At 66.1% G+C, this 26,133-nt stretch carries 33 protein-coding genes; 9 read left to right on the top strand and 24 right to left on the bottom strand.

The window, feature by feature from the left end:
• Positions 1-7: 7 nt before the first annotated feature.
• Positions 8-640: a leucyl/phenylalanyl-tRNA--protein transferase gene (gene aat / locus IE266_RS10470; RefSeq protein ID WP_189680031.1), complete on the top strand. Its 633-nt coding sequence runs from the start codon at positions 8-10 to the stop codon at positions 638-640.
• On the opposite strand, the gene IE266_RS10465 is transcribed toward aat, so the two are convergent.
• The 14 genes from IE266_RS10465 to IE266_RS10400 form a co-directional block, all read right to left on the bottom strand.
• The gene (locus IE266_RS10465; RefSeq protein WP_189680030.1) at positions 604-969 is read right to left on the bottom strand and encodes a DUF2155 domain-containing protein; all 366 of its coding nucleotides are present in this window, start codon (positions 967-969) and stop codon (positions 604-606) included. The genes aat and IE266_RS10465 overlap by 37 nt on opposite strands.
• The gene (gene mlaD / locus IE266_RS10460) at positions 966-1,442 is read right to left on the bottom strand and encodes an outer membrane lipid asymmetry maintenance protein MlaD (RefSeq protein WP_189680029.1); all 477 of its coding nucleotides are present in this window, start codon (positions 1,440-1,442) and stop codon (positions 966-968) included. The genes IE266_RS10465 and mlaD overlap by 4 nt, the downstream gene beginning before the upstream one ends.
• A gap of 22 nt (positions 1,443-1,464) precedes the next feature.
• Positions 1,465-1,848: an NADH:ubiquinone oxidoreductase subunit NDUFA12 gene (locus IE266_RS10455; RefSeq protein WP_189680028.1), complete on the bottom strand. Its 384-nt coding sequence runs from the start codon at positions 1,846-1,848 to the stop codon at positions 1,465-1,467.
• A gap of 94 nt (positions 1,849-1,942) precedes the next feature.
• Entirely contained in the window at positions 1,943-2,305 is a 363-nt protein-coding gene (locus tag IE266_RS10450) for a RidA family protein (protein ID WP_189680027.1), read from the bottom strand.
• Between the two features lie 67 nt (positions 2,306-2,372).
• Positions 2,373-3,638: an ATP-dependent Clp protease ATP-binding subunit ClpX gene (gene clpX / locus IE266_RS10445; protein ID WP_189680026.1), complete on the bottom strand. Its 1,266-nt coding sequence runs from the start codon at positions 3,636-3,638 to the stop codon at positions 2,373-2,375.
• Between the two features lie 137 nt (positions 3,639-3,775).
• On the bottom strand, positions 3,776-4,402 hold the full coding sequence (locus IE266_RS10440) for an ATP-dependent Clp protease proteolytic subunit (protein WP_189680025.1): 627 nt from the start codon (positions 4,400-4,402) through the stop codon (positions 3,776-3,778).
• 314 nt (positions 4,403-4,716) lie between these two features.
• A complete protein-coding gene (locus tag IE266_RS10435; protein ID WP_189680024.1) occupies positions 4,717-5,817 on the bottom strand; it encodes a c-type cytochrome in 1,101 nt (366 codons plus the stop codon).
• The gene (gene soxC, locus IE266_RS10430) at positions 5,801-7,063 is read right to left on the bottom strand and encodes a sulfite dehydrogenase (protein ID WP_189680023.1); all 1,263 of its coding nucleotides are present in this window, start codon (positions 7,061-7,063) and stop codon (positions 5,801-5,803) included. The genes IE266_RS10435 and soxC overlap by 17 nt, the downstream gene beginning before the upstream one ends.
• A gap of 142 nt (positions 7,064-7,205) precedes the next feature.
• A complete protein-coding gene (gene soxA, locus IE266_RS10425) occupies positions 7,206-8,069 on the bottom strand; it encodes a sulfur oxidation c-type cytochrome SoxA (protein WP_189680022.1) in 864 nt (287 codons plus the stop codon).
• Positions 8,070-8,096: 27 nt separating this feature from the next.
• Positions 8,097-8,426 (bottom strand): thiosulfate oxidation carrier complex protein SoxZ, encoded by a 330-nt coding sequence (gene soxZ / locus IE266_RS10420; protein WP_189680021.1) that lies wholly within the window; start codon positions 8,424-8,426, stop codon positions 8,097-8,099.
• A gap of 25 nt (positions 8,427-8,451) precedes the next feature.
• Positions 8,452-8,877 carry a thiosulfate oxidation carrier protein SoxY gene (gene soxY, locus IE266_RS10415; protein WP_189680020.1) on the bottom strand — a complete coding sequence of 142 codons (426 nt, stop codon included), beginning with the start codon at positions 8,875-8,877 and terminating at the stop codon, positions 8,452-8,454.
• A gap of 39 nt (positions 8,878-8,916) precedes the next feature.
• On the bottom strand, positions 8,917-9,390 hold the full coding sequence (soxX, locus tag IE266_RS10410) for a sulfur oxidation c-type cytochrome SoxX (RefSeq protein ID WP_189680019.1): 474 nt from the start codon (positions 9,388-9,390) through the stop codon (positions 8,917-8,919).
• A gap of 169 nt (positions 9,391-9,559) precedes the next feature.
• A complete protein-coding gene (locus IE266_RS10405; protein ID WP_189680018.1) occupies positions 9,560-10,141 on the bottom strand; it encodes a thioredoxin family protein in 582 nt (193 codons plus the stop codon).
• Between the two features lie 22 nt (positions 10,142-10,163).
• Positions 10,164-10,901, bottom strand: coding sequence for a cytochrome c biogenesis CcdA family protein (locus tag IE266_RS10400; RefSeq protein WP_189680017.1), 738 nt, complete (start codon positions 10,899-10,901; stop codon positions 10,164-10,166).
• A gap of 97 nt (positions 10,902-10,998) precedes the next feature.
• Between IE266_RS10400 and IE266_RS10395 the strand changes: the two genes are divergently transcribed.
• Genes IE266_RS10395 through IE266_RS10380 form a run of 4 tightly spaced genes read left to right on the top strand, consistent with a single transcriptional unit; the run spans position 10,999 to position 13,284 of the window.
• Positions 10,999-11,367, top strand: coding sequence for a thioredoxin domain-containing protein (locus tag IE266_RS10395; protein WP_189680016.1), 369 nt, complete (start codon positions 10,999-11,001; stop codon positions 11,365-11,367).
• Positions 11,364-11,855: a GlcG/HbpS family heme-binding protein gene (locus tag IE266_RS10390; protein WP_189680015.1), complete on the top strand. Its 492-nt coding sequence runs from the start codon at positions 11,364-11,366 to the stop codon at positions 11,853-11,855. The genes IE266_RS10395 and IE266_RS10390 overlap by 4 nt, the downstream gene beginning before the upstream one ends.
• A gap of 10 nt (positions 11,856-11,865) precedes the next feature.
• A complete protein-coding gene (locus IE266_RS10385; RefSeq protein ID WP_189680014.1) occupies positions 11,866-12,201 on the top strand; it encodes an ArsR/SmtB family transcription factor in 336 nt (111 codons plus the stop codon).
• A gap of 24 nt (positions 12,202-12,225) precedes the next feature.
• Entirely contained in the window at positions 12,226-13,284 is a 1,059-nt protein-coding gene (locus IE266_RS10380) for a YeeE/YedE family protein (RefSeq protein WP_189680013.1), read from the top strand.
• Positions 13,285-13,287: 3 nt separating this feature from the next.
• Here IE266_RS10380 and IE266_RS10375 read toward each other — a convergent pair whose 3' ends face one another.
• Both IE266_RS10375 and IE266_RS10370 read right to left on the bottom strand, forming a co-directional pair.
• Positions 13,288-13,503 carry a hypothetical protein gene (locus tag IE266_RS10375; RefSeq protein ID WP_189680012.1) on the bottom strand — a complete coding sequence of 72 codons (216 nt, stop codon included), beginning with the start codon at positions 13,501-13,503 and terminating at the stop codon, positions 13,288-13,290.
• A gap of 457 nt (positions 13,504-13,960) precedes the next feature.
• Positions 13,961-14,905, bottom strand: coding sequence for a zinc ABC transporter substrate-binding protein (locus IE266_RS10370; RefSeq protein WP_189680011.1), 945 nt, complete (start codon positions 14,903-14,905; stop codon positions 13,961-13,963).
• A 91-nt stretch (positions 14,906-14,996) separates the two neighbouring features.
• Here IE266_RS10370 and IE266_RS10365 point away from each other — a divergent pair, with 91 nt between their 5' ends.
• Genes IE266_RS10365 through IE266_RS10355 form a run of 3 tightly spaced genes read left to right on the top strand, consistent with a single transcriptional unit; the run spans position 14,997 to position 17,016 of the window.
• Positions 14,997-15,473, top strand: a complete 477-nt coding sequence (locus tag IE266_RS10365; protein WP_189680010.1) for a Fur family transcriptional regulator — start codon at positions 14,997-14,999, stop codon at positions 15,471-15,473.
• Entirely contained in the window at positions 15,470-16,225 is a 756-nt protein-coding gene (locus IE266_RS10360; RefSeq protein WP_189680009.1) for a metal ABC transporter ATP-binding protein, read from the top strand. The genes IE266_RS10365 and IE266_RS10360 overlap by 4 nt, the downstream gene beginning before the upstream one ends.
• On the top strand, positions 16,225-17,016 hold the full coding sequence (locus IE266_RS10355) for a metal ABC transporter permease (RefSeq protein WP_189680008.1): 792 nt from the start codon (positions 16,225-16,227) through the stop codon (positions 17,014-17,016). The genes IE266_RS10360 and IE266_RS10355 overlap by 1 nt, the downstream gene beginning before the upstream one ends.
• A gap of 440 nt (positions 17,017-17,456) precedes the next feature.
• Here IE266_RS10355 and ptsP read toward each other — a convergent pair whose 3' ends face one another.
• The 8 genes from ptsP to IE266_RS10315 form a co-directional block, all read right to left on the bottom strand.
• Positions 17,457-19,700 (bottom strand): phosphoenolpyruvate--protein phosphotransferase, encoded by a 2,244-nt coding sequence (gene ptsP, locus IE266_RS10350; RefSeq protein ID WP_189680007.1) that lies wholly within the window; start codon positions 19,698-19,700, stop codon positions 17,457-17,459.
• Positions 19,701-19,829: 129 nt separating this feature from the next.
• Complete coding sequence (locus IE266_RS10345; protein WP_189680006.1) at positions 19,830-20,888, bottom strand: acyltransferase family protein; 1,059 nt, start codon at positions 20,886-20,888, stop codon at positions 19,830-19,832.
• 143 nt (positions 20,889-21,031) lie between these two features.
• Complete coding sequence (locus IE266_RS10340; protein WP_189680005.1) at positions 21,032-22,270, bottom strand: aspartate kinase; 1,239 nt, start codon at positions 22,268-22,270, stop codon at positions 21,032-21,034.
• 98 nt (positions 22,271-22,368) lie between these two features.
• Positions 22,369-23,016 carry an SDR family oxidoreductase gene (locus IE266_RS10335; protein WP_189680004.1) on the bottom strand — a complete coding sequence of 216 codons (648 nt, stop codon included), beginning with the start codon at positions 23,014-23,016 and terminating at the stop codon, positions 22,369-22,371.
• A gap of 4 nt (positions 23,017-23,020) precedes the next feature.
• Positions 23,021-23,446 carry a DUF1178 family protein gene (locus IE266_RS10330; protein ID WP_189680003.1) on the bottom strand — a complete coding sequence of 142 codons (426 nt, stop codon included), beginning with the start codon at positions 23,444-23,446 and terminating at the stop codon, positions 23,021-23,023.
• Positions 23,447-23,497: 51 nt separating this feature from the next.
• Positions 23,498-23,974 (bottom strand): NUDIX hydrolase, encoded by a 477-nt coding sequence (locus IE266_RS10325; protein WP_229864021.1) that lies wholly within the window; start codon positions 23,972-23,974, stop codon positions 23,498-23,500.
• 102 nt (positions 23,975-24,076) lie between these two features.
• Entirely contained in the window at positions 24,077-24,844 is a 768-nt protein-coding gene (locus IE266_RS10320; protein ID WP_189680002.1) for an EcsC family protein, read from the bottom strand.
• 48 nt (positions 24,845-24,892) lie between these two features.
• Positions 24,893-25,390: a GNAT family N-acetyltransferase gene (locus IE266_RS10315; protein ID WP_189680001.1), complete on the bottom strand. Its 498-nt coding sequence runs from the start codon at positions 25,388-25,390 to the stop codon at positions 24,893-24,895.
• Positions 25,391-25,471: 81 nt separating this feature from the next.
• Here IE266_RS10315 and IE266_RS10310 point away from each other — a divergent pair, with 81 nt between their 5' ends.
• Complete coding sequence (locus IE266_RS10310) at positions 25,472-26,056, top strand: flavin reductase family protein (protein ID WP_189680000.1); 585 nt, start codon at positions 25,472-25,474, stop codon at positions 26,054-26,056.
• Positions 26,057-26,133 lie beyond the last annotated feature (77 nt).

Below are 26,133 nucleotides of genomic sequence, written 5' to 3'. Positions count from 1 at the left end.
GCATGGCATGGACCTGACCCCCGACCTTCTGCTGCATGGCTACTCCATCGGGATCTTCCCGATGGCCGAGCATCGGGACGACCCGGAGATCTTCTGGGTCGACCCGCGCCGGCGGGGCGTGTTTCCGCTGGACGGCTTCCACATCTCGCGCTCGCTGGCGCGGCGGATGCGGCGCGGCGGCTATCGCATCGCGATCAACGAGGATTTCGCCGGTGTCGTCGATGGCTGCGCCGACCGGGCGGAGACCTGGATCAACAGCGAAATCCGCGCCCTCTACATCGAGCTATACCGGCGCGGGCAGGCGCATTCCTTCGAGGTCTGGCAGGATGGCGCGCTGACCGGCGGCGTCTATGGCGTGGCGCTTGGCGGGGCCTTCTTCGGCGAGAGCATGTTCTCGCGCCGCACCGATGCCTCGAAGATCGCCCTCGCCCATCTGGTCGATCACCTGAGCCGGGGTGGCTTCACCCTGTTCGATACGCAGTTCCTGACCGAACACCTGGCCTCGCTGGGTGCGGTCGAGATCAGCCGGGCGGAATATCACCGCCGGCTGGATCGTGCCCTGAAACAGAAAGCCAGCTTCCTGCGTCCCGAAATCGCCTCGGCTCAGGAGGTGATACAGCGCAATACCCAGATGTCGTAGCGGTTGTGATCCAGCGCGTTCAGCGCCGGGGCCGAGGCGATCATCCAGCCCTGGAAGCGGATGTCGGGGCTGCGCGCGTCGCGGATGGTAAGATAGGCATAGGCGTCGCCGGTCGGGTTGTTGACCGGGTAGCGGCAGTCGGCCAGTTCGACCTCGAGCCCGAAGACCGCACGTCCGCCGCCCGAGAGCAGCTCGATGTCGACGGTCTGGCCGTTGGCCTTGTCGAGCCCACGCAGCAACGCGCCGGTGCCCGAGGTGACCTCGACCGTTTTCTCCTGGGCGACCGCCGGAAGCGCCAGCGCCAGAAGCAGGGCGAGGACCGGTTTCACTGCGACTCGGTGCCGGTTTCGGCGCTGTCCGGACTGCCGGCAACGAACTTGACCAGCAGCTGGATCAGGCTGACCGCGCCCTGGGTGTTCTCGATGACCTCGCCGGCGGCGAGATAGGTCAGCGAACCGCCGGGCATGATTTCGAGGAAGTTGCCGCCCAACAGCCCTTCGGAGGAAATCACCGCCGCGCTGTCGTCCGGGATCTCGATACCGTTGGCGATCGAGAAACGCGTGTCGGCGCGGTAGGTTTCGGGGTTCAGCGCAACATTGGTGACGGTGCCGATCTTGACCCCGGCCAGCCGTACATCGGTGCCCACCGTCACGCCTTCGAGCGAGCGGAAGGAGGCGGCGAGTTCATAACCCGAGGTGGACTTGCCCAACCCCGTGGTCTGCATGGTGTAGCCGAGGAAGGCCAGCGCCGCGATAAGGACGGCGCCGCCAACCATCACCTCTGTGGTGCTCTGCGTGCTCATGTGCTGCTCCGTGGCCCCGTGGTTATTCCGGGCTCCAGGCCTCGTAGTCCTTGCGCTCGACCGGGTCGGCGCGGCGCAGCGATCCGGCGGGCACATAGGCCAGGGCCGAGCCGGTCAGGTTTTCCTGGTGGGGCTTTTCCCAGGCCTTGTGGGCCAGCGGTTTCGATGTCGGCGGCTCGTTCCAGGTGCGGTGCAGCCAGCCGTGCCATTCCGGATCGATCCGGCTGGCCTCGACCTCGCCGTTGAAGATGACCCAGCGCTTGCTGTCATCCGCATTGCGGTAAAAGACGTTGCCCTGATTGTCCTTGCCGACCTCGACACCCTTGCGCCAGGTGAAGATCTGCGTGTTCAGCGTCTGCCCGTTCCACCAGGTGACTGCGCGCAGCAACGTGTTCAGGATGCCCATGGATGCCTCGTACCAAGCCTTGCTTCGATATGGCCCAATTGCCCGGAAAGGTCCAGTCTGGATCGGCGTTTGCGGGCGGGACGGCGGAAATGCCTCAGCCCGGCAGCAGCGCGGTGACCTCGATCTCGATGCGATAGGCCGGATCGATCAGCCCCGCCTCGATCATCGTCGCCGCCGGCGGGTTGGCGCCGAAGGCCTCGCGCAGGAGGGGCCAGCAGGGTTCGAACTCGGCCCGGTCGGGGAGGTAGTAGGTGACGCGCACGGCGTGTTCCAGCCCGCTGCCGGCCTCGGTCAGGGCCTTGGCGATGATCCCGAGCGCCGAGCGGCACTGTTCCACCACGCCTTCGCCCTGCCCCACGGTGCCGGCGACATGCACGAAGCCGCCCGCGACAACCGCGCGGCAATAGCCGATCTTCGCCTCATAGGCGCCGCCGGAGTGGATTCGTCTGATGGTCATATGCTGCCCCTGATCAATGCGGTCGGGCAAAGACTGCCCGACCGTCATATCAGTCGCAAGGGGCCACTCAGCCGGCCGAGGCCGAGCCTTTTTCCGCCTCGGCGTGGATCATCAGCGGCTTGGCATCCGAGACCACCGCCTCTTCGTTGACCACAACCTCGGTCACGCTCGGCAGGCTCGGCAGTTCGAACATGGTGTCGAGCAGGATCTCTTCCAGGATCGAACGCAGGCCGCGCGCGCCGGTCTTGCGGGCAATGGCCCGCTTGGCGATGGCGGTAAGCGCGTCGTCGGTGAAGGTCAGCTCGGTGTTTTCCAGCTCGAACAGGCGCTGATACTGCTTGACCAGGGCGTTCTTCGGCTCGGTCAGGATGGTGACCAGCGCAGCCTCGTCCAGGTCTTCCAGCGTCGCCAGAACCGGCAGACGGCCGACGAATTCCGGGATCAGGCCGAACTTGAGCAAGTCTTCCGGTTCGAGATCGGTAAAGATCTCGCCCACGCCGCGGGCATCGTTGTCGCGCACGTCAGCGCCAAAGCCCATGGCCGAGCCCTTGCCGCGCGCCGCGATGATCTTTTCCAGACCCGAGAAGGCGCCGCCGCAGATGAACAGGATGTTGGTCGTGTCCACCTGCAGGAATTCCTGCTGCGGATGCTTGCGGCCGCCCTGCGGCGGAACCGAAGCCACGGTGCCTTCCATCAGCTTGAGCAGCGCCTGCTGCACGCCCTCGCCCGAGACGTCGCGGGTGATCGAGGGGTTTTCCGACTTGCGGGTGATCTTGTCGACCTCGTCGATGTAGACGATGCCGCGCTGTGCCCGTTCGACGTTGTATTCGCTGGCCTGAAGCAGCTTGAGGATGATGTTCTCGACATCCTCGCCCACGTAGCCGGCTTCGGTCAGCGTGGTGGCGTCAGCCATGGTGAAGGGAACGTCGAGGATACGCGCCAGCGTCTGCGCCAGCAGCGTCTTGCCGCAGCCGGTGGGACCGATCAGCAGGATGTTCGACTTCGACAGCTCGATGTCCGAGGTCTTCTGCGAGTGGTTCAGCCGCTTGTAGTGGTTGTGCACCGCAACCGAGAGCACCCGCTTGGCGCGGGCCTGGCCGATCACGTAGTCGTCCAGCACGTCGCAGATGTCACGCGGCGTCGGCACCCCGTCGGAGGACTTCAGCCCGCTGGCCTTGGTCTCTTCCCGGATGATGTCCATGCAGAGCTCGACGCATTCATCGCAGATGAAGACGGTCGGGCCGGCGATCAGCTTGCGAACCTCGTGCTGGCTCTTGCCGCAGAAGCTGCAATAGAGGGTGTTCTTGCTGTCGCCGCTGGAATTCGTTGCCATGGCCTACCTTTCGGCTTCGAAGTTCGTCACGTCCCGCGTGCCTTTCGGGGTTCCATCCGTCTGCTTGGCGTCAAGCTTAGGACAGCGGTGGGGGCACCACAATCGCAAATAATGCCGCGCCCGCCCCAGATTCCCGATCAGGCCGCCGGACCCTTGTCCCGGTTCTCGACGATCTCGTCGATATGACCCCAGGCCTTGGCCTCTTCCGGCGACATGAAATTGTCGCGATCAAGCGCCTTTTCCACGGCTTCCTTGGATTGGCCGGTGTGCTTGACGTAGATCTCGTAGAGGCGATCCTTGAGTTTCTGCGTCTCGGCGGCGTGAATCATGATGTCCGACGCCTGGCCGCGATAGCCGCCCGAGGGCTGGTGCACCATGATGCGGCTGTTGGGCAGCGAGAAGCGCATCCCCGGCGCGCCGCCGGCCAGCAGGACCGAGCCCATCGAGGCGGCCTGGCCGATGCAGACGGTCGAGATCTTCGGCCGGATGTACTGCATGGTGTCATAGATCGACAGGCCCGAGGTCACGACACCGCCGGGGCTGTTGATATACATGGAGATTTCCTTGGACGGGTTCTCCGCCTCGAGGAACAGAAGCTGGGCCACGATCACCGTGGCCATCTCGTCGTGCACCGGACCGGCGACGAAGATGATGCGCTCCTTAAGCAGGCGCGAGAAGATGTCATAGCGGATCGAGCCGCGCGACGTGGTCTCCTCGACGGTCGGGATGATGAAGTTCGTCAGTTTGTCGATCGGGTCGAACATGGGCCTGCCTCATTCCTGTCGCGCAACTGCTTACGCCTGAGATCCTAACACAGTCTTAGTATTGCCCTCGGGGGGCCGCAAGGCCTGCAGGACGAAACCGGCGCGCGCCCGGTTAACTGTATCTTCATTTCGGCGCGAGACTGTATCTGGTGTGTTGCGCGGGTTCGATCAATGCCGGCGCTTCGCGAAAATTGTCCCGTCCCTGCCCCGGACGCGGATTCTCCGGCGCAGCGGTCCCCGAGTGCTGTTGCCGCAAAAGCACGCCGCCCGCGCTCCGGCAGGAACGCGGGCGGCTCTCGCGATAGCTTCGGCGGTTACTGCGCGAAGGACTTGAGATAGGCGATCACCGCCGCGATTTCCTCGTCCTTCTTCAGCCCGTTGAAGGACATCTTGGTGCCCTTGATGTAGTCGCGCGGCTTCGCGAGGAACTCGGCCAGCGTGGCGTCGTCCCAGACCAGGCCGCCCTCGGCCGCCGCCTTCAGCTGCTTGGAATAGCCGAAGCCTTCGACCGCGCCCGCCGGATGGCCGAAGACAGCGTTCAGCATCGGGCCGACCTTGTTCTTGGCGCCCTCGCCCACCTGGTGGCAGGCTGCACATTTCTTGAACACGGTCTCGCCCTTGGCGACCAGCGCCGGGTCGAGCGCGGCGGTCTCCTCGGGCTTGGCCTCTTCGGCTGCCGGTGCCTCGGTCGTGGCCTCGGCCGCAGCCGGCACCGCCTCGGCGGCTGCCGCGTTGCGCGGGTTGGTGGATTTCACCAGTTCCTGCACCTTGCGCGCCTTGGTCTCTTCCGGGGTCACGTCGAGCACCATCGCCCGCATGGTGATCTCGACCTTGTCCTTGCAGTCGGTCATGCAGGGTTCGCCCGACCACTTCGAATATTCGCTCTCGGCGCGGTCGTCGATGATGAAGCCGTCCTTGTTGGGCAGCTCGATGTCCAGCAGGTTCTCGTTCGAGAGGACGAAGTCGTCTTCCACGAGGTCGTTGGAATAGAGGATATAGGCCACCACGGCATAGACCTCGTCGACCGTCAGGGTCTGCGCGTTGCCGAAGGGCATCGAGCGGTTGACGTAATCCCAGGTGGTGGTGACATGCGGCCAGTAGGACCCCACCGTCTTGAGCGGGTCCTTGTGGTCGAGCGTGCCCTGCCCGCCCGCCAGCTTGGGCCAATTGTCGACGCCCTCGGCGAAGTCGCCGTGGCAGATCGCGCAATAGTCGCCGAACAGCGCCTCGCCGTCCTCGACCGAGCCCGAGCCGACCGGCAGGCCGACGCCCTCGGGGTTGACGTCATGGTCCCAGGCCGCGATCTCGTCGGGCGCGGCCGGGCGGCCGAGGCCGAACTTCTCGGCCGAGGCGGGGCCGGCAACCACCAGCGCACCAGCCAGGGCAATCGCCAGATGCTTAGGAAACTTCGACATTTTCCGCCTCGCCGTTCGATTGCACCCACCAGGTCTGGATGCAGTTGTTGTGATAGATCGAGTTCTCGCCCCGCACCTCGCGCAGCTGCGCCTTGGTCGGCTGGACATAGCCGGTTTCGTCCATCGCGCGGGCCTGCAGCAGCATTTCCTCGCCGTTCCAGGTGGTGTCGAGGTAGAAGCGGGTGAGCGCCATCTTCTCGCCGGGCTTGGCGAGGCGGGCGGTTTCCCAGGTCTTGCCGCCGTCCTTGGAGATGTCGACGCGGCTGATCGCGCCGCGGCCCGACCAGGCCAGGCCGGTGATGACCAGCGGGCCGTGGCCGTGGCGGATGGGCGCCTGCGGGCTGGGCGAGGTGATGATCGACTTGGCGTCCATCACCCAGGTCCACTTGCGCGAGACGCCGTTGGCCAGCGTGTCGGTATACTTGGAGGTCTCCTCGCGGCTTTCGACCGGGGCGTCGGCCACCTCGATGCGGCGCAGCCACTTGACCCACATGTTGCCTTCCCAGCCCGGCACCACCAGGCGCACGGGATAGCCATGCTCCTTGCGCAGCGCCTCGCCGTTGGCCTTGAAGGCGACCAGCACGTCGTCGAGCGCCTTCTCCATCGGGATCGAGCGGCCGTTGGACGAGGCATCGGCCCCCTCGACATAGACCCATTTGGCCGAGGTGTCGAAGCCGGCCTCTTCCAGCAGGGTCCTCAGCGGGATGCCGGTATATTCCATGTTGTGGATCATGCCGTGGGTGAACTGCGCGCCGTTCAACTGCGCGCCGGCCCATTCCATGCCGGTATTCGCCGCGCATTCGCAGAAATACACATGCGTCTGGCGCGGGAAGCGTTCGAGGTCGGCATAGGTGAAGACCAGCGGCGTATCGACGAGGCCGTTGATCATCAGCCGGTAGTCGTCCTTGCTGAGCTCGATCGCGCCCGAGTGGTGCCGTTCGAAGGCGCAGCCCTGCGGGGTGATGGTGCCGTCAAGCGCGTGGATCGGCGTGAAGTTGATCGAGCTGATCGGGTCGGCGGTCAGCCAGGGCACGTTGCGCCGCACCACGTCGGTCTCGAAGCGGATCGGCAGGCCGTAGGGCGTGGCGTCGACGCCCTCGCCCAGGCCGCGCGCCCATTGCTGCACCTCGGTGATCAGCGGATCGCCCGCCCGCGCTGCACCGGCGACGGCGATGCCCGCGCCGGCGACCGCCGCGCCGGACAGGAACTGCCGCCGCGACGGGTTGTTGTTGGACCCCTTGCTCATGGATTCCTTCCTCGTGCTGATGCGGGCCGATGCCCGCCCCGATGGCCGCCCGGCGGCCCGCTCAATTCACAACACATTCGCATGTGTGAATTAGTAAAAGACAAAAAACCCCGCGCCCTTGCGAGGCGCGGGGGTATTGCGATCAGTTGCGGACCGACGGACCTTCGACCGACAGACCGTTGCCACGGCTGGCCACATAGAGCTCGAGCGCGGTGAACTCGGGCCCGCCCGGCTTGAACGGCACGGCGCGGGTGTCGCGGATGCAGCCCTTGAAGCGGTCGTGGACCGTGTTCAGCTTGGTGTTCTTGAGCCGGTAGGCCGGGAAGCCGTTGATCTGGCCCTGGCTCAGGTGGTCGGCGCGGATCATGTTGCCATAGTTGTTCTCATGGCAATTCGCGCAGCTGAGTTCGAGCTGACCGTAGCGGGTGTAGTAGATTTCCTTGCCCTGCTCCCAGGTCGACTGGACCGGGCCGTCGATGGCGACGTTCACCGTCATGCCGCGCGACTGAAGGGCGATCAGCGCCTCCATCTCGGCCATGTCGTCGCCTTCGTATTTCCAGGGCTTTGCGCCCATGCGGTTCTCGCGGCAGTCGTTGACCTGCGCGGCGATGGTGCGCACCTCGTTCGCGGTTTCGTTCCACTTCGGATAGACCGCGCGGACGCCCTTCATGCTCTCGGCCGGATCGTTGTGACAGGACGCGCAGGACTTGCCCTCGGACCCGTCGACCGTGTTCCAGACCTCCATGGCCTTGTCGACGAACACCATGCCGGGGTTGTCGAAGTCGTCCATCTGGAGCGCCTGCGTCTCGTCCGAGCGGAACACCCAGCCCGAGATCACTTCGCTGAGGGCGCCGTCGAGATGGGCCGGGGCCGGTGCATGGGTGACCATCTTGAGATCACCGTTGACGACCAGGTCGGCCTCTTCGTCGGCCAGCACCGGCAGCGCAAGGCCGACAGAGACCAGCGCCGCCGAGACCAGGGTCGTTGCCCTGAGCAGTCTTGTCATGTTGTGGTTCCTCCCTGTGAGCCCGGCTCAGCCGACCTTGATGGACTGCTTGTCCTCGTAGACCGACCCGTCGTCATCGTACCAGGTAAACGCGAAGTCGCCCGATTCCGGGACGGTCGCGTCGAACTGGAAATAGGGGTTGGTCGAGATCGCCGGTTCGAGCGTGACGTCGATCACCAGCTGCCCGTTGAACATGCAGGTGAAGCGGTTGATGATCGAACGCGGGATGACCTTGCCATCCTTGTCCTTGCGCTGGCCGCTTTCCATCTCGTGGCTGATCAGCGTCTTGATGGTGACGGCTTCGCCAGCAGCGGCGGTTTTCGGAACCTTGACCCGGGGTTTGACACCAGATGCCATGTCTTTGTTCTCCTGAATAAGGGCTTCAGCCGCCGCAGCCGCCGATGGTGACCTTGACCGTTGCCGAGGCCTTGGCAAAGCTGCCGTCGGCCAGCTTGGCAATGGCGATCAGATCCTGCGTCTTGGCGAGGCGGATACGGGTCGAGGCGGCCTGCGATGCGGCCAGCGGGCCGAAGTTGAAGGTCGCGACCGGCGGGGTCGGGTTGCCGGTGGCCAGCACCATGATGGCGCTTGCGCCCGGCGCCGCGACGTCGATCGGAACGGTGTTGCCGTTCTCGGCGATCTCGGGCGCGGTCAGGGTGACACCGCTGTCGGCCAACGCGGCGCCGCCGGTGAATTCGGCGATCAGCTCGTCGGTCGTCGCGGCCGCCTTGGCGGCGCGGATGGGCAGAACGCTCAGCACTGCGGCGCCGAGGCCGAGAGCAAGCGTATCGCGTCTTGTGAACTCCATGTTCCTATACTCCTTGGTGAGCACACGCGCCGGGGCGCGTTATTCCTTGAGCGTCATCAGGAAGGCGACGACATCCTCGACCTGCTGCGCGGTCAGCAGCGGATCGAGCGGGCCTTCCGGGGCTTTGCTGGTGAAGGCGACGCCGGGACGGATGTAGCCTTCGGTCTTGTAGAAGGCGGGCATCATCGAGTCTTCGAAGGTCATCTTCGCATTGCTCACGATGCCGCGCAGCTGGGCCTCGGTCCAGCGGCTGCCGGCGCCATCCAGCGGCGGGCCGATCTCGCCCGGGAAGGGCAGATCCAGCGCGCTGATCTGGTGGCAGGCGATGCAGTTGCCGAACTTGCGGTCCATCAGTTCGGACGCCTTGCTCGGATCGCCGGGAACACCGGTGAGCGACATGGCGACCGCGCCGTCCTCGAATTTGACATCCCCCGGCGCGACGACACCGTCGGCCATGGCCACGCCTGCTCCGAGCGCGGAGATCGCGACGGCCGTGATCATCAGTTTCTTCATGTTCCCTCCCTCAGGGCTGCGCGCCGCATGCGGCCCGACCTCCTCTGTTCCAGTCAAACTAGACTACCGGACGGTCGAGACGCAACAACAAATTCATTGATATGAATTATTGAGATGCCTCCGGCGCAGCTCGCAAATTCAGTGGCTTCCCCTCTGGATACAGCCCCATTCAGCGGGTGTCACCATCGTTGCGCTCGCGAATCATGCGGGCGTGATAGCGTTGGAAATCCTCCTCGGACTGGTCGAGGTAGCGGCTCTCGGCAACCCAGGTCATCATGTCGAGCGTGGTTCCTGCCGAGAAGGCCCCCGGCATCACGGCCACGGCCTGCTGAACGATCGACTTCGTCTCGTCGATCTCGGGCGGCATGAACAGCATCGTCGGGGTGAACAGCACGTTCCACTTGCGCGCCGCGGCCTTCTCGCTCAGCGACTCCCCGTCGGTGTCAACGATCTCGATATCGCCGTGCAGGTTCATCTGGACCGGGTAATAGACCTCTTCCAGCATCTTGCGGACCCGCGGGTCGGTGAAGGTGTTCTCGTGCATGTCCTTGCAGTAGAGGCAGCCGCGCTGCTCGACCAGAATCAGCAGGCGCTTGCCCTCGGACTTGGCCGTTGCCGCGTCTTCCTGGAGATCCTTGAAGGTATCGTGCAGCCAGTCCGCCTTATGCAGACCGTCGTCTCCCATGACGACCTCGGCCGCTGCCGGCAGGGCCATGGCGATGGCAAAAATGCCGGCCAGGAAATGTCTCATGTCTCTCTCCTCCTGAGGCGGGTCAGCCTACCGACTGGAAGCCCGGAAACCATTCTATCATCAATTGCGCGATCCAGTTCACGCCCCCGGTCACGATCAGGAGAGCGAAGAGAATAAGCATGACGCCCATGCCCTTCTCGACCCAGGCAAAGGCGGCGCGGTGGCGCTGGACCCAGGCGAGGAAGGGCTTGGCGAAAAAGGCGGCGATCACGAAGGGCGCGGTCATGCCGACGCCATAGACGAAGAGCAGCAGCGCGCCGCGCCAGATCTCGCCCATGCCGCTTGCGATCATCAGGATCGAAGCCAGCGCCGGGCCGACGCAGGGGGTCCAGCCAAAGCCGAAGGCGAGGCCCATGACATAGGCGCCGACAAAGGTGGTGGCCGGCGCGGTCGATTCCATCCGCGCCTGCCGGTAGAGCAGAGGGATCCGGACGATGCCGAGGAAATGCAGGCCGAAGACCACCAGGATGGCGGCGGCGACCCAGGACAGCGGGTCGAGATACTGCACGAAGAGGCTGCCGAGCGCCGTGGCGCCCATGCCGAGGCCCATGAATATCGTGGTCACGCCCAGCGCGAAGGCGATCGACGAGGTGATCAGCCGGCGCTGCGCCCCCGGTGCTATGGCCCCGTCGCCGCGCAGCTCGGCCATGCTCAGGCCACCCATGTAGGAGAGGTAGAAGGGCACCATCGGCAGGATGCAGGGGGTAAAGAAGCTGAGCACCCCGGCAATCAGCGCGCCCATCAGCGTAATATCCAGCATTGCAAGGCCTCCGCGGCCCGGAATCCCTTCCGTCCGCTTGATCTATTCACATATTCAAATTAGGTTGTGGAAGAAGGAAACGTCAACGGGTCGCCTGATGCTCCGGCTGAAAATCCTGCTGGCCGCGATCGTTGTCGCGGCGACCGCCCTGCCAGCCCGGGCGGTCGAACTGGTGATGGTCGAACAGGCCGGGTGTATCTATTGCGCGCATTGGAACGAACAGATCGCCCCGGCCTATCCAAAGACCGCCGAAGGCCGCTTCGCGCCGCTGCGCCGGGTCGACCTGCACGCGATGCCGTCCGAGCTGAAAACCGCCCGTCGGGTGCTGTTCACGCCGACCTTCCTGCTGGTCGAGGACAACCGCGAACTGGCGCGGATGGAAGGCTATGCGGGCGACCAGTTCTTCTGGCCGCTGCTGGACGAGATGCTGCGGCAACATTCGGACTACAAGGGAGAGGGATCATGAGGACACTTGCACTTGCGCTGGCTTTTGCCGCCGGCAGCGCCTCGGCACAGGACAGCGCGCTGGTCGATTTCCAGGTGCTGACGCCGGAACTGGCGCTCAAGGCCGCGGTGGCGGCGATGGAGAACTGCCGTGACGGCGGCTACCAGGTGGGTGTCACCGTGGTCGACCGCTTCGGCCTGCCGCAGGCCTTCGTGCGCGACCGTTTCGCCGGGCTGCATGTCTACGAGACCTCGCGCCGCAAGGCCTGGACGGCGGTCAGCTTCCGCGCCGCGACCGGCGAGCTTGCCGCCAGCACCGAGGCCGGGCAGATCTCGTCCGGCATCCGCCACCTGAGCGAGGCCCTGCCGCTGGGCGGCGGGCTGATGATCAACGAGGGCGGCGGCGCGATGGTCGCCGGGATCGGCGTCTCGGGCGCCCCCTCTCCCGAACTCGATGAAGTCTGCGCCGAGGCGGGTATCGCCGCCATCGCCGACGAGATTGCTTTCTGAAGGACGACGCATGGCCCTGCCCCGTTTCACGCCTGACACCTCGGACGAAGACCTCGACCGCATGGTCGACAACGCGACGACGGCCTCGAACTTTCTCAAGGCAATCAGCCACGAAGGGCGGCTGATGATCCTCTGCCACCTGGTCACCGGCGAGAAATCGGTGACCGAGCTGGAAGACCTGCTCTCGGCCCGCCAGGCGGCAGTCTCGCAGCAGTTGTCGCGCCTGCGGCTCGAAGGGCTGGTCATCCCGCGCCGGGACGGCAAGGCGATCTATTACCGGTTGGCGGATGATCGCCCCCGGCGTATTCTGGAAGTGGTCTACGAGCTGTTCTGCAGCCAAGACTGACGGGGTTTCGGGGAGGGAACGCCGATGATGGCCTGGGCGACGGAGACCCAGCTGGTGACAGCTGTGGGTCTTTTCGGCGGCATCCTGCTGGGACTGGCGGCGCGGCTGGGGCGGTTCTGCTCGCTGGGCGCGATCGAGGACCTGCTCTACGGCGGTTCCGACGCCCGCATCCGGATGTGGGCGCTGGCAGTCGGCGTCGCGGTGATCGGCACCTTCGGCCTGATGGGCGCCGGGCTGCTTGACGGCGGCAGCACCTTCTACCTCTCGATCCGCTGGATGCCGGTGGCCGCCGTGATCGGCGGGCTGATGTTCGGCTATGGCATGGCGCTGTCCGGGAACTGCGGCTACGGCGCCATCGCGCGGCTTGGCGGCGGCGACCTGCGCTCCTTCGTGGTGGTTCTGGTGATGGGGGTTTCCGCCTATGCCGTGCTCGCCGGCCCCTTCGCCCCGCTGCGCGACCTGCTGTTCCACCAGGAAGACGTGACCTCGGGCACGCCGCCCGGCATCGCCCATCACGTCGCGGCGCTGACCCACCTGCCGGTGGCGGGCATCGGCATGGCGATCGGCGTGGCGATCTGCGGGCTGGCGCTGGCCTCACAGCCCTTCCGGCGCGATATCAAGGCCATCGCCTGGTCGCTGGCCGTCGCGCTCGCCATCGTCTCGGGCTGGGCCGGGACCGCCTGGGTGCAGGCGCATGGCTTTGCCGCAACGGGCGTGGTGTCGCACAGCTTCTCGGCCCCGGTGGGCGAGACCATTCTCTACGCCATGACCGGCAGCGCCCGGCCGCTGTCCTTCGCCGTCGGCTCGGTTGCCGGTGTCTGGCTCGGCGCCTTTGCCGGGTCGGTGATCCAGGGCCGGTTCCGCTGGGAGGCCTGCGAGGACCCGCGCGAGCTGCGCCGCCAGATCATCGGGGCGGCGATCATGGGCGCGGGCGCGGTGATCGCGATGGGTTGTACCGTCGGCCAGGGCATGTCGGGGATGAGCGTTCTTGCGCTCAGCGCCCCGCTGACGCTCTGCGCCATCTTCGCCGGCGCGGCGGTCGGGCTGCGGCAATTGATCGAGGGCTTCAGCCTGGCCGAGTGAGGCTCAGCGCATCAGCGCGAGCAGCCAGATGGTTGCCGTCTGGCCCAGGGCGAAACCGATCAGGAAGAAGACCCCGCCGATGGCCAGGAAGTTGACCGGATGCACGCGCGCCATCGCCGGCAGCAGCAGCGGCGGTTCGAACATCGAGCGAAGCAGGCGCGGACGACGCGTCGGCCGCATCTGTCGGCCGCTGTCCAGCGTCGGATCGTAGTTCGTCATCTGGTCTTCCCGATTTGGTCGCAGCCGCACTCCGGAAGGCCGGAAGCAGTGCGCCCGGCTTTTCCGGTTCTCACCACTGAACAGAAATACGCATACACTATCCGACGGATCGTTTGGCACAGAGACGGCGCGTCTGGCAATCCGTCATGCTCCATTCCCAAGGAAAATAGTGCGCCACTGGCAAATCATTGCCCATCTGCGGGCGTGATGGGCCGCGATCAGGCGCCTGCCCCCTGTCATCCGCACGTTACCTGCCGCCCCCAAGGTGGCGCCGGCCGACTCGCATTCCCCGCAGGGTTGGCACGGCATCCTCGCGGCACCATTCCCATGTGACGATGCTGCCCGCCATCCTCGTTGTGCCTGTCGGCGGCGATGGCATGGTCCAGGGCTCGTCCAGTCCTGGCGACCCAAGTCCCTAACACTCGGGGCCCCTTCGGGGGCCCCTTTTTTCCGTCGCTCAGGGCGCCAAGCAGGCCGCGACGCTTTCCGCCATCGCACGCAGCAGCTGCGGGTAGAGCGCCGCGCCCGGCTCCAGCCTGGCGCCCAGCGGGTCGAGCGTGGCGATCCGGGCCTGGGTGCCCTCCGAGGCCGCGCGGATCAGCCGGTCGTCGAACTGCGGTTCGGTGAAGACGCAGGCAACACCGCGCTCGGCCAGCACCGCGCGCAAATGCGCGACGCGGGCGGGGCTGGGGCTCGATGCATCGCCCAGCGTCAGCGTGCCGGCCGAGACGATGCCGAAGCGGGCCTCGAAATACTGGAAGCCGTCGTGGAAGGTTGCAACGGGATGCGCCCCCGCCCCGGCCAGCAGGGTTTCCAGTTCGGCGGTCAGAGTGGCGATCTCGTCCGCGCCGGCGGCGGCATTGGCGCGATAGGCCGCGGCATTGGCCGGGTCGAGCGCCGCCAGCTCACTTGCGATGACATCGAGCCACACCGCGGCATTGGCAGTATCGAGCCAGGCATGGGGGTCGGTGCCGCTGTGTTCGTGGTGATCGTCGTCGTGGCCCTCGTGGTCGTCATGGCCCTCGTGGTCGTCGTGCTCCTCGTGCTCCTCCTCGCCCGGATCGCGATAGCCCAGCACCTTCGTGCCCTGCGCCTCCAGCAGGTCGATCTGCGCCGCCCCACCGGCCAGCGTCTCGAGCGGCTTGGCCAGCCAGGGCGTCAGCTCGGGCCCGATCCAGACCACCAGCCCCGCCTCCTGCAAGGCCCGTGCCTGCGACGGCCGCATCGAGGCTGTATGCGGCGACTGGCCCGGGGTCAGCAGCAGGTCGGGCGATCCGACCCCTTCCATCACCCGCGAAACCAGCGCATGGACGGGGGCGATGTCGGCCACCACCTTCGGCGCTTCGGCGGCGGCGGGGGCGGCAAGCAGGCAGGCGAACAGGGCCGGCAACAGACGGGGCATGGCGGTTCCTTCGATTGGTTACAGAATCGGGTTGATAGATGAGATGTTATAACATATCAATCCCCCAGATTGCCCGAGAGAGATCCGCCCCATGACCGCCATCGGCTTTGACCGCCACGACCACTCCGGCTGCATCGCCGATTCCATGCGCGCCGCCGAGACGCTCTGCGCCGCGCAAAAGCTGCAATTCACCCCGACCCGGCGGCGGGTTCTGGAGTTGCTGCTCAAGGAGCACCGCGCGCTTGGCGCCTACGAGATCCTCGACCACCTGGCCGCCGAAGGCCTGGGCGCGCAGCCGCCGGTGGCCTACCGGGCGCTCGACTTCCTGGTGAAGCATGGCCTCGCCCACCGGATCGAACGGCTGAACGCCTATGCCGCCTGCGCCCATATCGACCATGACCACGTGCCGGCCTTCCTGATCTGCCGCGCCTGCAAGGCGGTGGCCGAGGCCGAGACCGGGCTGGAACAGGGCCGCCTTGGCCGCGCCGCCGAGGCCGCTCATTTCACCATAGAACGCATCGTGGTCGAGGCCGAGGGCCTCTGCCCCGCCTGCGCCGAGGCGGCATGAGCGCCCCGCTGATCGCCGCGCGCGGGCTGGGCATCCGGCTCGACGGGCGCGAGATCCTGACGGACGTCGATTTCGAAATCCGACCCGGCGAGATCGTCACCGTGGTCGGGCCGAACGGTTCGGGCAAGTCGACGCTGCTCAAGGCGCTGATCGGTGCGGTCAAGCCGAGCGCGGGCCGGGTCGAGCGGGCCGAGGGGCTGCGCCTGGGCTATGTGCCGCAGAAGCTGGCGATCGACGCCAGCCTGCCGATGACCGTGGGCCGCTTCCTGTCGCTGCCGCGCCGTGTGTCCGCCGAGGCGATTGCCGCCGCGCTCGACAAGGCCGGTGTCCCGGACCTCGCCAACCGGCAGATGAAGGATCTGTCGGGCGGGCAGTTCCAGCGCGTGTTGCTGGCCCGCGCCCTGATGGACCGCCCGCAGACCCTGCTGCTGGACGAACCGACCCAGGGCTTGGACCAGCCCGGTTCCGCCGCCTTCTACCGCCGGATCGAGGAGGTGCGTTCCGAGATGGGCTGCGCCGTGCTGATGGTGAGCCATGACCTGCATGTGGTGATGGCCGCCTCGGACCGGGTGCTCTGCATCAACGGTCACGTCTGCTGCGAGGGCACGCCCGAGATCGTCGCCGGTGCGCCGGAATATCGCGCGCTGTTCGGCAGCGGCACCAAGGGCGCGCTGGCGCTCTACCGGCACGAACACAGCCACGACCACGACCATTCCCACCCCCACCACCATCATCACGAGGCCGACGCCTGATGCTCGACGATTTCCTGGTGCGCGCCGCGCTGGCCGGTGTCGGCGTGGCGCTGGCCGCCGCGCCGCTTGGCTGTTTCGTGGTCTGGCGGCGGATGGCCTATTTCGGCGAGGCAACCGCCCATGCCGCCGTGCTGGGCGTCGCCCTGGCTCTGGCGCTCGAGGTGCCGATGCTGCCAATGATCCTGCTCGCGGCGCTGGCCATGGCGAGCGCGGTCTCGGGGCTGACCGGGCGCGGCTATGCCGCCGACACGGTGCTGGGCGTGCTGGCGCATTCCGCCTTGGCGCTGGGGCTGATCGCCGTGGCGCTGCTGACCGACACCCGGATCGACCTGATGGCCTTTCTCTTCGGCGATATCCTCGCCGTCAGCCGCGCCGATCTCGCCATAACCTGGGGCGGCGCGCTGGCGGTGCTGGGGCTGACCATCTGGCGCTGGCAGGCGCTGCTGATGGCGACGCTGAACCCCGACCTCGCCCGTTCCGCCGGGATCGACCCGCGGCGCGAGGAATTCGGCCTCACCCTGGCGCTGGCCGCCGTGGTGGCGGTGGCGATCAAGGTGGTCGGCGTGCTGCTGATCGCGGCGCTGCTCGTGATCCCGGCGGCGGCGGCCCGGCCGCTGGTACGCACGCCCGAGGCGATGGCCGTCGCCGCAGCCATCATCGGCGCGGTCTCGGCTCTGGCCGGGCTGTGGGGCGCGTTCGAATTCGACGCCCCCGCCGGCCCCAGCATCGTCTGCGCGGCGGCGGCCATCTTCGTGGTGACCACTTTACTGGCCGCCGTCCGGGGGCGCTGAGGTACTGCCCGAACCGGCCCTGCGAGCGATGCGGACCTCGCGCACCGGCCGGACGGGTCGGATTTCGCGCAAGCTCTTGAAATCCCTGCCCTGCCCGTCACGGGCAGGATTAGCGCCGCTACGGCGGCCGAGGAGCGCGAAAACCGGAGCTTGTCGCCGGCAGGGCTGGAGGCCCCGCAAGGTTATACACAGGAAAGCAGGGCATCTGGGGTACGTTTCTGAAAACGTTCGAAAAGGTCAAGATTCCAGCGACATCCTGTGGATAACTCTGCCAGCAATACCATTCCGTGACGTTCCACCCATCCATCCCGGCCCGCCAATCGGTGGATAACCGGTTGGGCGATGGCAGCGCGACCTCCCCGCGGCCCAAGCGCCGGCAATGCAACGTTACCTGCACCTGCCACAACATCGTGCCGCAGTGGCTTGATCAGGCGTGATTTTCAGGAGATGCCCTTGAGATACTCCATGATCGCCGGACGCACCGTCGTTGCGCCACTGTCGCGCGCATGGCGGATCAGCGTAGCAATCTCTTCGAGGTTGACCTTGCGGATCAGGCTCTTGACCGGGCCAATTGAGGCCGGGCGCATCGACAGTGTCCGCACCCCGATGGCGGCAAAGCAGATCGCCTCGACCGGGCGGCCCGCATCCTCGCCACAGAAGGAGAGCGGCGTGCCGCTTTCGTTGCAGCGTTCGACGATGCGCTCGATCAGGCTGAGGAAGCTGATGTTCAGCGTGTCATAGCGCCGCCGCACCCGCTCGTTTTCGCGGTCGGCGGCATAGAAGAACTGCTTGAGGTCATTGCCGCCGATCGAGACGAATTCGACCTCGTCGAAGAAGCGCTTGGGCGCGAAAGCCATCGAGGGCGTCTCGACCATGGCGCCGACCTCGATGCTGGCCGGCAGCTGGTGGCCCAGCCGCTCTTCCCGCGCGATGGCTTTGTCCAACTCGTTCCGGGCGGCGGCGAATTCTTCGTATTGCGCGATGAAGGGGAACATCACCGTCAGCGGCCGTCCCTTGGCCCCGCGCAGCAGCGCCTGCAGCTGCATCCGCAGCACGCCCGGCTTGTCGAGGCCCACCCGGATCGCCCGCCAGCCCAGCGCCGGGTTCGGCTCATCCGTCGGCTTCATGTAGGGCAGCACCTTGTCCGACCCGATGTCGAGCGTGCGGAAGGCGACGCGCTTGCCCTTGGCCGAGTCCAGCACCCGCGAATAAAGCGCGCTCAACTCGCTGCGCTTGGGCATCTGGTTGCGGATCAGGAATTGCAGCTCGGTGCGGAACAGCCCGACGCCCTCGGCCCCCGACCCCGCGAGCGACGGCAGGTCGGCCATCAGCCCGGCGTTCATGTGCAGGCTGATCGTGGTGCCGCAGCGCGCCTGCGCCGGCAGGTCGCGGATCGAGGCGAACTGCTGCTGCGCCTGGGCGTGCATCGCCACCTTGTCGCGGAAGGCGCTGACCACCGTGTCCTCGGGACGCAGGTGCACCATGCCCTGGTCGCCGTCGACCAGGATGTGGTCGCCGTTCAGCGCCTCAGTGGCGATATGGCCGGCATGGACCACCAGCGGAATCGCCAGCGCGCGGGCGACGATGGCGGCATGGCTGCCGACCGAGCCCTCTTCCAGCACGATGCCCTTCAGGCTGCGGCCATATTCCAGCAGGTCTCCGGGGCCGATGTTGCGAGCGATCAGGATCGGGTCGGGCGGCATCTCGGCGCCTGTATTCGCGCCCTGCCCGGTCAGGATCCGCAGCAGCCGGTTGGACAGGTCGTCGAGGTCGGCCAGACGCTCGCGCAGGTAGGCGTCCTGCACCTGGTCCATCCGCGCGCGGGCCAGGCTCTGTTCCTTCTCGACCGCCGCCTCGGCCGAGAGGCCGCGGCTGATGTCTTCCTCCATCCGGCGCATCCAGCCGCGCGAATTGGCGAACATGCGATAGGCCTCCAGCACCTGGAGCTGGTCCTTGTCGCCGCTCTTGCTCATCTCCAGCATCTGGTCGACGCCGATGCGCAGCTGGTCCACCGCCTCGTGCAGGCGCTCGAATTCGCGGTGCGGGTCGTCGGCGATCGGGTTGGCGACCACCACGCGCGGCTCGTGCAGCCAGACCCGGCCCTCGGCCGCGCCCTCCTGGCCGCAGGTGCCGCGGAACACAACCGGTTGCTGGTGACGGGCCGACAGTGCGGCCCCCTCCCCCACGAAGGCGCCCAGCTCGGCCATCTCGGCCAGGACCATCGCGACGACTTCCAGCGCGTAGAGTTCGTCTTCCGAAAACTGCCGGGCATCGCGCGACTGCACGACCAGCACGCCCAGCTTCTCGCCCAGCCGCTGGATCGGGATGCCGAGGAACGAGGAATAGCGCTCTTCGCCGGTCTCGGGCATGTAACGGAATCCGCGCTCGGCAGGCGCGTTCGGCGTGTTGATCACCTCGCCGGTGCGGGCGACACGGCCGACCAGCCCCTCGCCCATGCGCATCCGCGTCTGGTGCACGGATTCGGGCTTCAGCCCCTCGGTGGCGCAAAGCTCCAGCGTCTCGTCATCGCGGAACAGGTAGATCGAACAGACCTCGGTCCCCATGCTGTCGGCGATCAGATGGGTGATCTTGTCCAGCCGCGCCTGCCCGGCGTCGCCGCTGACCAGCGTGTCCCGCAACCGCTGCAGCAGCTTGCGGCTTTCCTTGTCCGTGCGTTCGTCCATGACGGGGACCGGTTACCTCCTGCAACCTCCGGGAGACTGCGCCTTTCCGTGTCTATAGATCACAACCACCAGCGAAACGAAACGGACGATTTCACTTCTCGCTTCCGCTTTCGCCGTCGGCGTCACCTGTCAGCTTCGGCTGCCCAGCACAAGGCGGCGGCCCAGCGTGTTATGCTTCGCAAGGCGTTGCAGCATGACTGGCCCGAGCAGCCCGGCCAATAGGCCGAGGGCGATATGAATTCCGAACCAGTCGACTCCGAGTTCGCTCAGCAGCCTGCGTGTCGGGCTCGAGAAGAAGGGATGGTAGAGGTAGATCGTGAACGTATACGGCGCCAAGGCCCGCATTGGTGGGCTATCCGGCGCGCCAAGAAACAGCGCGATGCAGGCGAACCACCCCAGGAAGATGGCTGCAAGCGAATATTTCGGCGCACCCAGAATGCCGAAATCCAGGTCGTTGGACAGGAAGATCTGGTGCAGCGCGAAGCCGACCAGCAGCACCAGGATCACGCCACCGACATGCGCCCGTGCCAGGGCCATGAAATTCGCGCGAAAAGCCAATACACCCAGCAGGAAAAAGGGGGCAAGGTAGAGAGCGCTATTGAGCGAGAAAATCGATGTTCGACCCACGTAATCTGTCAACGTAATGAAAAAGGTTAACGTCAGGGCGAACCAGACACTCCATTTTCCGATCAGTATGTCCATCGCAGCAAAGGCCAGCAAGACAACGAAGATGGCCTGAAGGAACCAATAGTGGGCATACGGCATCACGTAGACGGTCCAGAACTGCGCCAGAGGAACAGCAAACCTGTTGCCGATCATCCCCGAGCCAAGCGCAAAGAGGGTTGCGGCCAGGGCACCGGGAAGCAAGAGACGCCGGACCTTGCCGACCAGGAAGAAAGAGAAACTCGACCTGGATACAGGCTTCAGCGCATAGACGTACCCGGCGATGAACGCGAAAAGCGGCATCCTCACGTGTCCGAATGCGCCATTGAGGATCTGCAGGAATTGCTGTTCCAGCGGCGACCCGATATCCTTCTGTGCCAAGCCGGTGGAGACGTGAAACAGCACGAGAGCTATACAAGCGAAAGCTCGCATGAAATCTATCCGCAAATGCGCCGGAATCACTTCCCGCAATAAGTTGCCCCACGAAAGAAAATTGGGGCAATTAAGAGCAAAATGCTTGCTCATATCAAGCCATCAAGCCCGAGCCCCTCCAACTTTCAAGGAGGCGCGCCACTGCAGCCGAAAATTGCTGCATCATCTCTACCATCGCGCGGATTGCTGCCTTCGCCCACCCGGAAAACGGGTGGCCTTCGGAGAGGCGGCCCCGCTCAGGCCGCCTTGTCGAGTTCGAAGGCGTCGTGCAGCGCCTGCACGGCCAGTTCCATGTATTTGCGGTCGATCAGAACCGAGATCTTGATCTCGGAGGTGGTGATGACCTTGATGTTGATGTTCTCGTTCGAGAGCACCTGGAACATCTTGGCCGCCACGCCGGTGTGGCTGCGCATCCCGATGCCCACGACCGAGATCTTGCAGACATTGGTGTCGGCGACCAGTTCAGAGTAGTTCACCTTGCCCGCGGCCTTCATCTCGGCCAGGGCGGTCTCGGCGCGGGCGACCTGGTTGGTCGGGCACGAGAAGGTCATGTCGGTGCGCTCGTTCTCGGCGATGTTCTGCACGATCATGTCGACGTTGACGTTGGCGTCGGAGAGCGCGGTGAAGATCGACGCCGCGATACCGGGGCGGTCGGCCACGGAAAGCAGGGTCAGCTTGGCTTCGTCGCGGGAATGGGCGACACCGGCAACAACTTTCGATTCCATGATTTCCTCCTCGTCGCAGACCAGCGTGCCAGCCGTGTCGGACGGTTCCTCGAAACTAGACAGCACGCGCAGGCGCACCTTGTAGCGCATGGCGAGTTCGACCGAGCGGGTCTGCAGCACCTTGGCGCCCAGGCTGGCGAGCTCGAGCATCTCCTCGAAGGCGATCTTGTCGAGCTTGCGGGCCTTTTCGCAGATCCGCGGGTCGGTCGTATAGACGCCGTCGACATCGGTGTAGATGTCGCAGCGTTCGGCGTTGAAGGCGGCTGCGAAGGCCACCGCGCTGGTGTCGGAACCGCCGCGGCCCAGGGTGGTGATCCGCCCCTCCGGGCTGACGCCCTGGAAGCCGGCGATCACGGCAACCTTCATGCCCTCGCCGAACTTCCTGAGGATGTTCTCGGGCGGAATGTCCTCGATCCGGGCCGAGGAATGGGTCGAGGTGGTCAGCAACGGCACCTGCCAGCCCTGCCAGCTGCGCGCGGGAATATCCATTTCCTGCAGCGTCAGCGCCATCAGGCCGGCAGTCACGTTCTCGCCCGACGAGACGACGGCGTCATATTCGCGCGCGTCGAACAGCGGCGAGGTCTCTTCCACCCAGCCGACCAGCTCGTTGGTCTTGCCCGCCATGGCCGAAACGATGACGATCACGTCATAGCCCTTGGCCACCTCGAGTCCGACACGCTTGGCCGCACGCTTGATGCGGTCGAGCGTTGCCACCGAGGTGCCGCCGAATTTCATCACCAGGATCGGCATTGCGGTTCCTTACGTCCCAAAAGTCGCGCGGTGTTTACGCGCGCGCCGGAGCGAGGGCAACTGGAATTCGGCAGGCGGCCTGCGGCGTTCTGCCGATGTCACATCGGGTGCGCGCGGCCGTCCCAGGTCTCGAAACAGCCGGTGGTATCGACCGAGAGCGCGGCAAAGCGTTCGGCCAGCCCGCGCGCCGCTTCCTGCGCGGTAATCTCGGCGCTGCCGCCGCCCATGTCGGTCTGCACCCAGCCAGGGTGATATATGCCGACGGCGATCCCCTCGCGCCGCAGATCCTTGGCGAGATTGCGCCCGAGGTTCAGCGCCGCGGCCTTGGAAGCGCGGTAGATATAGCTGCCTCCCGGCGCCCGCTCCTGCGAGGCCATCTGGCTGGAGATGATGGCGATCTTCGCGCCCGGCCCGGCCCGCAGGTTGGGCAGCAGCGACTGGATGGTGAGAAAGACGCCGGTGACGTTCACGGCAAAGGTCTTCGCCCAGAGCTCGGCGGCAAAGCCGGTGTCCAGCGGCTGGCCCTTGTCGATGTAGATCCCGGCGTTGCAGACCAGAAGGTCGATCGGGCGGCCCGCCAGCCGGCCGGCCAGCGCCGCGTGGCTTGCGGGGTCGGTCACGTCCAGCGGCTCGATCCCCGGCGCGGCGCTGCGCGCGGCGCCGGTTACGTCGTGCCCCTGCCCCGCCAGATGCGTGGTCAGGGCCAGGCCGATCCCTCGGCTGGCGCCGGTGATGAGGACATGCATCGGGTCAGTTCGCCTTGCGGTTGGGAAGGAAGGGCAGCGGCGCCACCGGGACACCCTCTTCGGCCAGCTTGCGCGCCTCGTCGAGCCGCGCCTCGCCATAGATCGCCCGTTCGGGCGCGTCGCCCGCGTGCATCGCCCGCGCCTCGCTGACAAAGCGCGCGCCGACGTATTCCGAGTTTTCCTCGATCTTGCGGCGCAGCTCGGCCAGGGCCTGTTCCGCCGGGCTGGCGGGTTCGCGCAGCTTCGCCGGCGGGGCCGGTTCGCGCGAGGCGGCCACGCGGGGCGTCATCATCGCCTTTTCTACGCCGCCACCGCCACAGATGGCGCAAACCACCATCCCGGCACTGGCGAGCCTTTCATAAGCATCGGCGGACTGGAACCAGCTGTCGAAGGTATGTCCGTCTGCACATCTGAGCGCGTATTGGATCATGTCTCGTTCATTCTGCGTCTTCGGAGTACATGTTCCGAGTCCGCGGCAATTTCAAGACTTGTCCGCCGGATGCAGCGTCCTGGGGTCGAATGTGCGCAGGATATGGGCCAGCTCGGGTTCCTGGACCAGGCTCGCCGCCTTCTTGGGCGAGAACCACTTGCGCCGCCGCTGCCCGCGTTCGGGAAACTCACCCTTGAGCGAGAGCACCTTGACCGGGAAGACCTGCGTCTCGCAGATCTTGTCGGGGGCCTTCTCGAAATACTTGAGGTAGGTATAGGTGCCGAGGCACTGTTCGTAGATCCGGCCGATCACGCCGGCCTCTTCCCAGGCCTCCCGCGCCGCCGAGCCCGCGGCCGAGGCGCCCTCGACCCGCCAGCCCTTCGGCACGATCCAGCGCCCGGTCCCGCGAGAGGTGATCAGCAGAACGCGGGTCTTGCCGCGCGTCGTGGAGAAACAGAGCGCCGCGTATTGCTTGCCAATATCTTCCGCCGTCTCGGAAATTTCAGGAGACGGGTTTTCCACCATCATGTTCACATTCGTATCACTGCTGCCGCGGGCCGACCTGCCGGATCGGTCCCTTTTTTGTCAAAAAATCCATTCCCTATAGTAGACGCCTCAGATTCTATGAGGTCAAGCCCGCTTTGCCGGGGGCCCTTTGACCCTATCCTGCAATTTCGTCAAAAGTTCGGCCTGAGGCATATCTGCGTCAATCGCAAGCCGGCGCAGCCCGAAATGCACATGCGCGATTTCCTGGTAGTAACGGGTATAGACGTAATTGGCCGAGGCCCCGGCAATCGCGCCCAGCACCGGCACCGTCTGCGCGGCAAGCTTGTGACCCATCGCGATGGCCAGCTTCGGCGCCACGGTGGCGATCAGCTTCTGCATCGCCCCGCCGGTCAGCGTGAGGCGCAGGGTGAAGAAGGCGAGGTCGGCGCCGTCGTCATGGCTCAGCGGGCCGGCGGCGGCGAAGACGCGGATGCAGTCGAACTGCACCCCCTCCTCATCGGGGTTGAAACCGTTCTGCGCCGCCACGCCCTGGATCGCGCGCAGCAGCACGGCGGTGGTGGCCGGCAACTCCACCAGCGCCGAGGGCAGCCCGCCGAAACCGCCCGCCGCGCCCATCGCGGTGGCCACGGCGGTGTTCACCCAGGGCTGCTGGTCGCCGACCGTGCCGCGCGACTTCTGCGCGCCCTTCATCGCCAGCGTCAGCGCATAGGCGGTGGCGTCACCCAGACGGTCGCGGATACCCGAGGGCAGCCGGTCGAGCAGCCCTTCGGCCTGCCCGCCAAGGGCACTTAGCATCTGCACGCCAATGCCCCCCGCGCGGCGATAGCGCGCGGCAAGCCGGTCGAGCTCTGCCTCGGCATCCACCGGGCCAACCATCACGACGTCGTCCATGTCACCCTCCGCTTCTCACAGCGAATGTCGGGCCTGGACCGGCGGGTTTCAATAGTCGGTGGCGTCCCAGCGCATCACCGGCCCCGAGACTCCGGCCCAGGCGCCCGGCACCAGGTCCTGGCCAAGCACGCGGTCGGGGTTGGTCGGCGGCGGCATCTCGACGTCGTCGAGCTTGGTGAAACCGAAGCGGTTGTAATAGGGCGCATCGCCCACCAGCATCACCCGCTCCCAGCCGCCCGCGCGGGCGGCGGCCAGCCCCTCGCGGATCAGCCCGGCGCCCAGCCCCTCGCCCTGGTGCGTCGGGTGCACCGCCACGGGCCCCAGCAGCAGCGCCGGCAACCCGCCCACGCGGATCGGCCAGAAGCGGATCGCCCCGATCAGGATGCCCAACTCATCGCGCGCCACCAGTGACAGCCCGCGCACCGGCGGGATGCCGTCGCGCAGCCGGTAGGACGACAGCAGGGTGCGCCCAGGCGCGAAACACAGGTCGAGAAGGGCCTCGACCTCCCACCAGTCGGCGTCGGTTTCCGGTCTGAACTCGATCACGGGGAATATTCATCCTCGAAGGTATGCGGTGGAATCGCACCTAGCATGACGCTACCACTAGGGCAAACCAGAGGAGCCCCCATGTTCTACCGCCCCGAGGACGGCCACGGCCTGCCGCACAACCCGTTCAACGCCATCGTCACCCCGCGCCCCATCGCCTGGGTGTCGACACGCAAAGCGAAAGGCCAGGAAAACCTGGCGCCCTACTCCTTCTTCAACGCGGTGGCCTATACCCCGCCGCAGGTGATGTTCTCCTCGACCGGCTGGAAGGACAGCGTGCAGAACATTTCCGAGACCGGGGTCTTCTGCGTGAACATCGTCGAATATGCCGCCCGCGACGCGATGAACATCACCACGACTCACTTCCCGCCCGAGGTCGACGAGTTCTCCGAGGCCGGCATCGCCCGCGTCGAATGCGAGACGATCCCCTGCTCGCGCGTGGCCGATGCCCCGGCGGCGCTCGAATGCCGGATGACCCAGATCATCCCGCTCAAGGGCGGGATCAACCACCTGGTGCTGGGCGAGGTCGTCGGTGTGCACATGCGCGACAACTGCCTGCGCGACGGCCGCTTCGACGTCACCCTGTTCCAGCCCCTGTCGCGGCTGGGCTACCGCGATTACGCACGGGTGACCGAGGTTTTCGAACTGGCGCGGCCCGATGACTGAGCAAGCGCGCGAAAGCCTCGGCCTTGCGCCGCTCTGACCCTTGCCATTGCCCTGCCGCGCCGCCAGTCTGGCGCCAG

Source organism: Seohaeicola zhoushanensis, assembly GCF_014656415.1.
GTDB classification, from domain to species: domain Bacteria; phylum Pseudomonadota; class Alphaproteobacteria; order Rhodobacterales; family Rhodobacteraceae; genus Seohaeicola_A; species Seohaeicola_A zhoushanensis.
The sequence above is the reverse complement of the archived record's forward strand: the minus strand, read 5'-3'. Positions and strand labels throughout refer to the sequence as shown.

Bases quoted from the DNA above. Each gene is read 5' to 3' on its own strand.
- soxY (WP_189680020.1), bottom strand. From the start codon at position 8,877: ATGGAGTTCACAAGACGCGATACGCTTGCTCTCGGCCTCGGCGCCGCA.
- IE266_RS10335 (WP_189680004.1), bottom strand. From the start codon at position 23,016: ATGCATGTCCTCATCACCGGCGCCAGCCGAGGGATCGGCCTGGCCCTG.
- clpX (WP_189680026.1), bottom strand. From the start codon at position 3,638: ATGGCAACGAATTCCAGCGGCGACAGCAAGAACACCCTCTATTGCAGC.
- ptsP (WP_189680007.1), bottom strand. From the start codon at position 19,700: ATGGACGAACGCACGGACAAGGAAAGCCGCAAGCTGCTGCAGCGGTTG.
- IE266_RS10340 (WP_189680005.1), bottom strand. From the start codon at position 22,270: ATGCCGATCCTGGTGATGAAATTCGGCGGCACCTCGGTGGCAACGCTC.
- IE266_RS10355 (WP_189680008.1), top strand. From the start codon at position 16,225: ATGCTCGACGATTTCCTGGTGCGCGCCGCGCTGGCCGGTGTCGGCGTG.
- IE266_RS10450 (WP_189680027.1), bottom strand. From the start codon at position 2,305: ATGACCATCAGACGAATCCACTCCGGCGGCGCCTATGAGGCGAAGATC.
- IE266_RS10325 (WP_229864021.1), bottom strand. From the start codon at position 23,974: ATGATGGTGGAAAACCCGTCTCCTGAAATTTCCGAGACGGCGGAAGAT.
- soxC (WP_189680023.1), bottom strand. From the start codon at position 7,063: ATGAGCAAGGGGTCCAACAACAACCCGTCGCGGCGGCAGTTCCTGTCC.
- IE266_RS10440 (WP_189680025.1), bottom strand. From the start codon at position 4,402: ATGTTCGACCCGATCGACAAACTGACGAACTTCATCATCCCGACCGTC.
- IE266_RS10385 (WP_189680014.1), top strand. From the start codon at position 11,866: ATGGCCCTGCCCCGTTTCACGCCTGACACCTCGGACGAAGACCTCGAC.
- soxZ (WP_189680021.1), bottom strand. From the start codon at position 8,426: ATGGCATCTGGTGTCAAACCCCGGGTCAAGGTTCCGAAAACCGCCGCT.
- mlaD (WP_189680029.1), bottom strand. From the start codon at position 1,442: ATGAGCACGCAGAGCACCACAGAGGTGATGGTTGGCGGCGCCGTCCTT.
- IE266_RS10395 (WP_189680016.1), top strand. From the start codon at position 10,999: ATGCTCCGGCTGAAAATCCTGCTGGCCGCGATCGTTGTCGCGGCGACC.
- IE266_RS10380 (WP_189680013.1), top strand. From the start codon at position 12,226: ATGATGGCCTGGGCGACGGAGACCCAGCTGGTGACAGCTGTGGGTCTT.
- aat (WP_189680031.1), top strand. From the start codon at position 8: ATGGACCTGACCCCCGACCTTCTGCTGCATGGCTACTCCATCGGGATC.
- soxA (WP_189680022.1), bottom strand. From the start codon at position 8,069: ATGACAAGACTGCTCAGGGCAACGACCCTGGTCTCGGCGGCGCTGGTC.
- IE266_RS10400 (WP_189680017.1), bottom strand. From the start codon at position 10,901: ATGCTGGATATTACGCTGATGGGCGCGCTGATTGCCGGGGTGCTCAGC.
- IE266_RS10360 (WP_189680009.1), top strand. From the start codon at position 15,470: ATGAGCGCCCCGCTGATCGCCGCGCGCGGGCTGGGCATCCGGCTCGAC.
- IE266_RS10370 (WP_189680011.1), bottom strand. From the start codon at position 14,905: ATGCCCCGTCTGTTGCCGGCCCTGTTCGCCTGCCTGCTTGCCGCCCCC.
- IE266_RS10375 (WP_189680012.1), bottom strand. From the start codon at position 13,503: ATGACGAACTACGATCCGACGCTGGACAGCGGCCGACAGATGCGGCCG.
- IE266_RS10390 (WP_189680015.1), top strand. From the start codon at position 11,364: ATGAGGACACTTGCACTTGCGCTGGCTTTTGCCGCCGGCAGCGCCTCG.
- IE266_RS10310 (WP_189680000.1), top strand. From the start codon at position 25,472: ATGTTCTACCGCCCCGAGGACGGCCACGGCCTGCCGCACAACCCGTTC.
- IE266_RS10330 (WP_189680003.1), bottom strand. From the start codon at position 23,446: ATGATCCAATACGCGCTCAGATGTGCAGACGGACATACCTTCGACAGC.
- soxX (WP_189680019.1), bottom strand. From the start codon at position 9,390: ATGAAGAAACTGATGATCACGGCCGTCGCGATCTCCGCGCTCGGAGCA.
- IE266_RS10365 (WP_189680010.1), top strand. From the start codon at position 14,997: ATGACCGCCATCGGCTTTGACCGCCACGACCACTCCGGCTGCATCGCC.
- IE266_RS10320 (WP_189680002.1), bottom strand. From the start codon at position 24,844: ATGGACGACGTCGTGATGGTTGGCCCGGTGGATGCCGAGGCAGAGCTC.
- IE266_RS10455 (WP_189680028.1), bottom strand. From the start codon at position 1,848: ATGGGCATCCTGAACACGTTGCTGCGCGCAGTCACCTGGTGGAACGGG.
- IE266_RS10405 (WP_189680018.1), bottom strand. From the start codon at position 10,141: ATGAGACATTTCCTGGCCGGCATTTTTGCCATCGCCATGGCCCTGCCG.
- IE266_RS10435 (WP_189680024.1), bottom strand. From the start codon at position 5,817: ATGTCGAAGTTTCCTAAGCATCTGGCGATTGCCCTGGCTGGTGCGCTG.
- IE266_RS10345 (WP_189680006.1), bottom strand. From the start codon at position 20,888: ATGAGCAAGCATTTTGCTCTTAATTGCCCCAATTTTCTTTCGTGGGGC.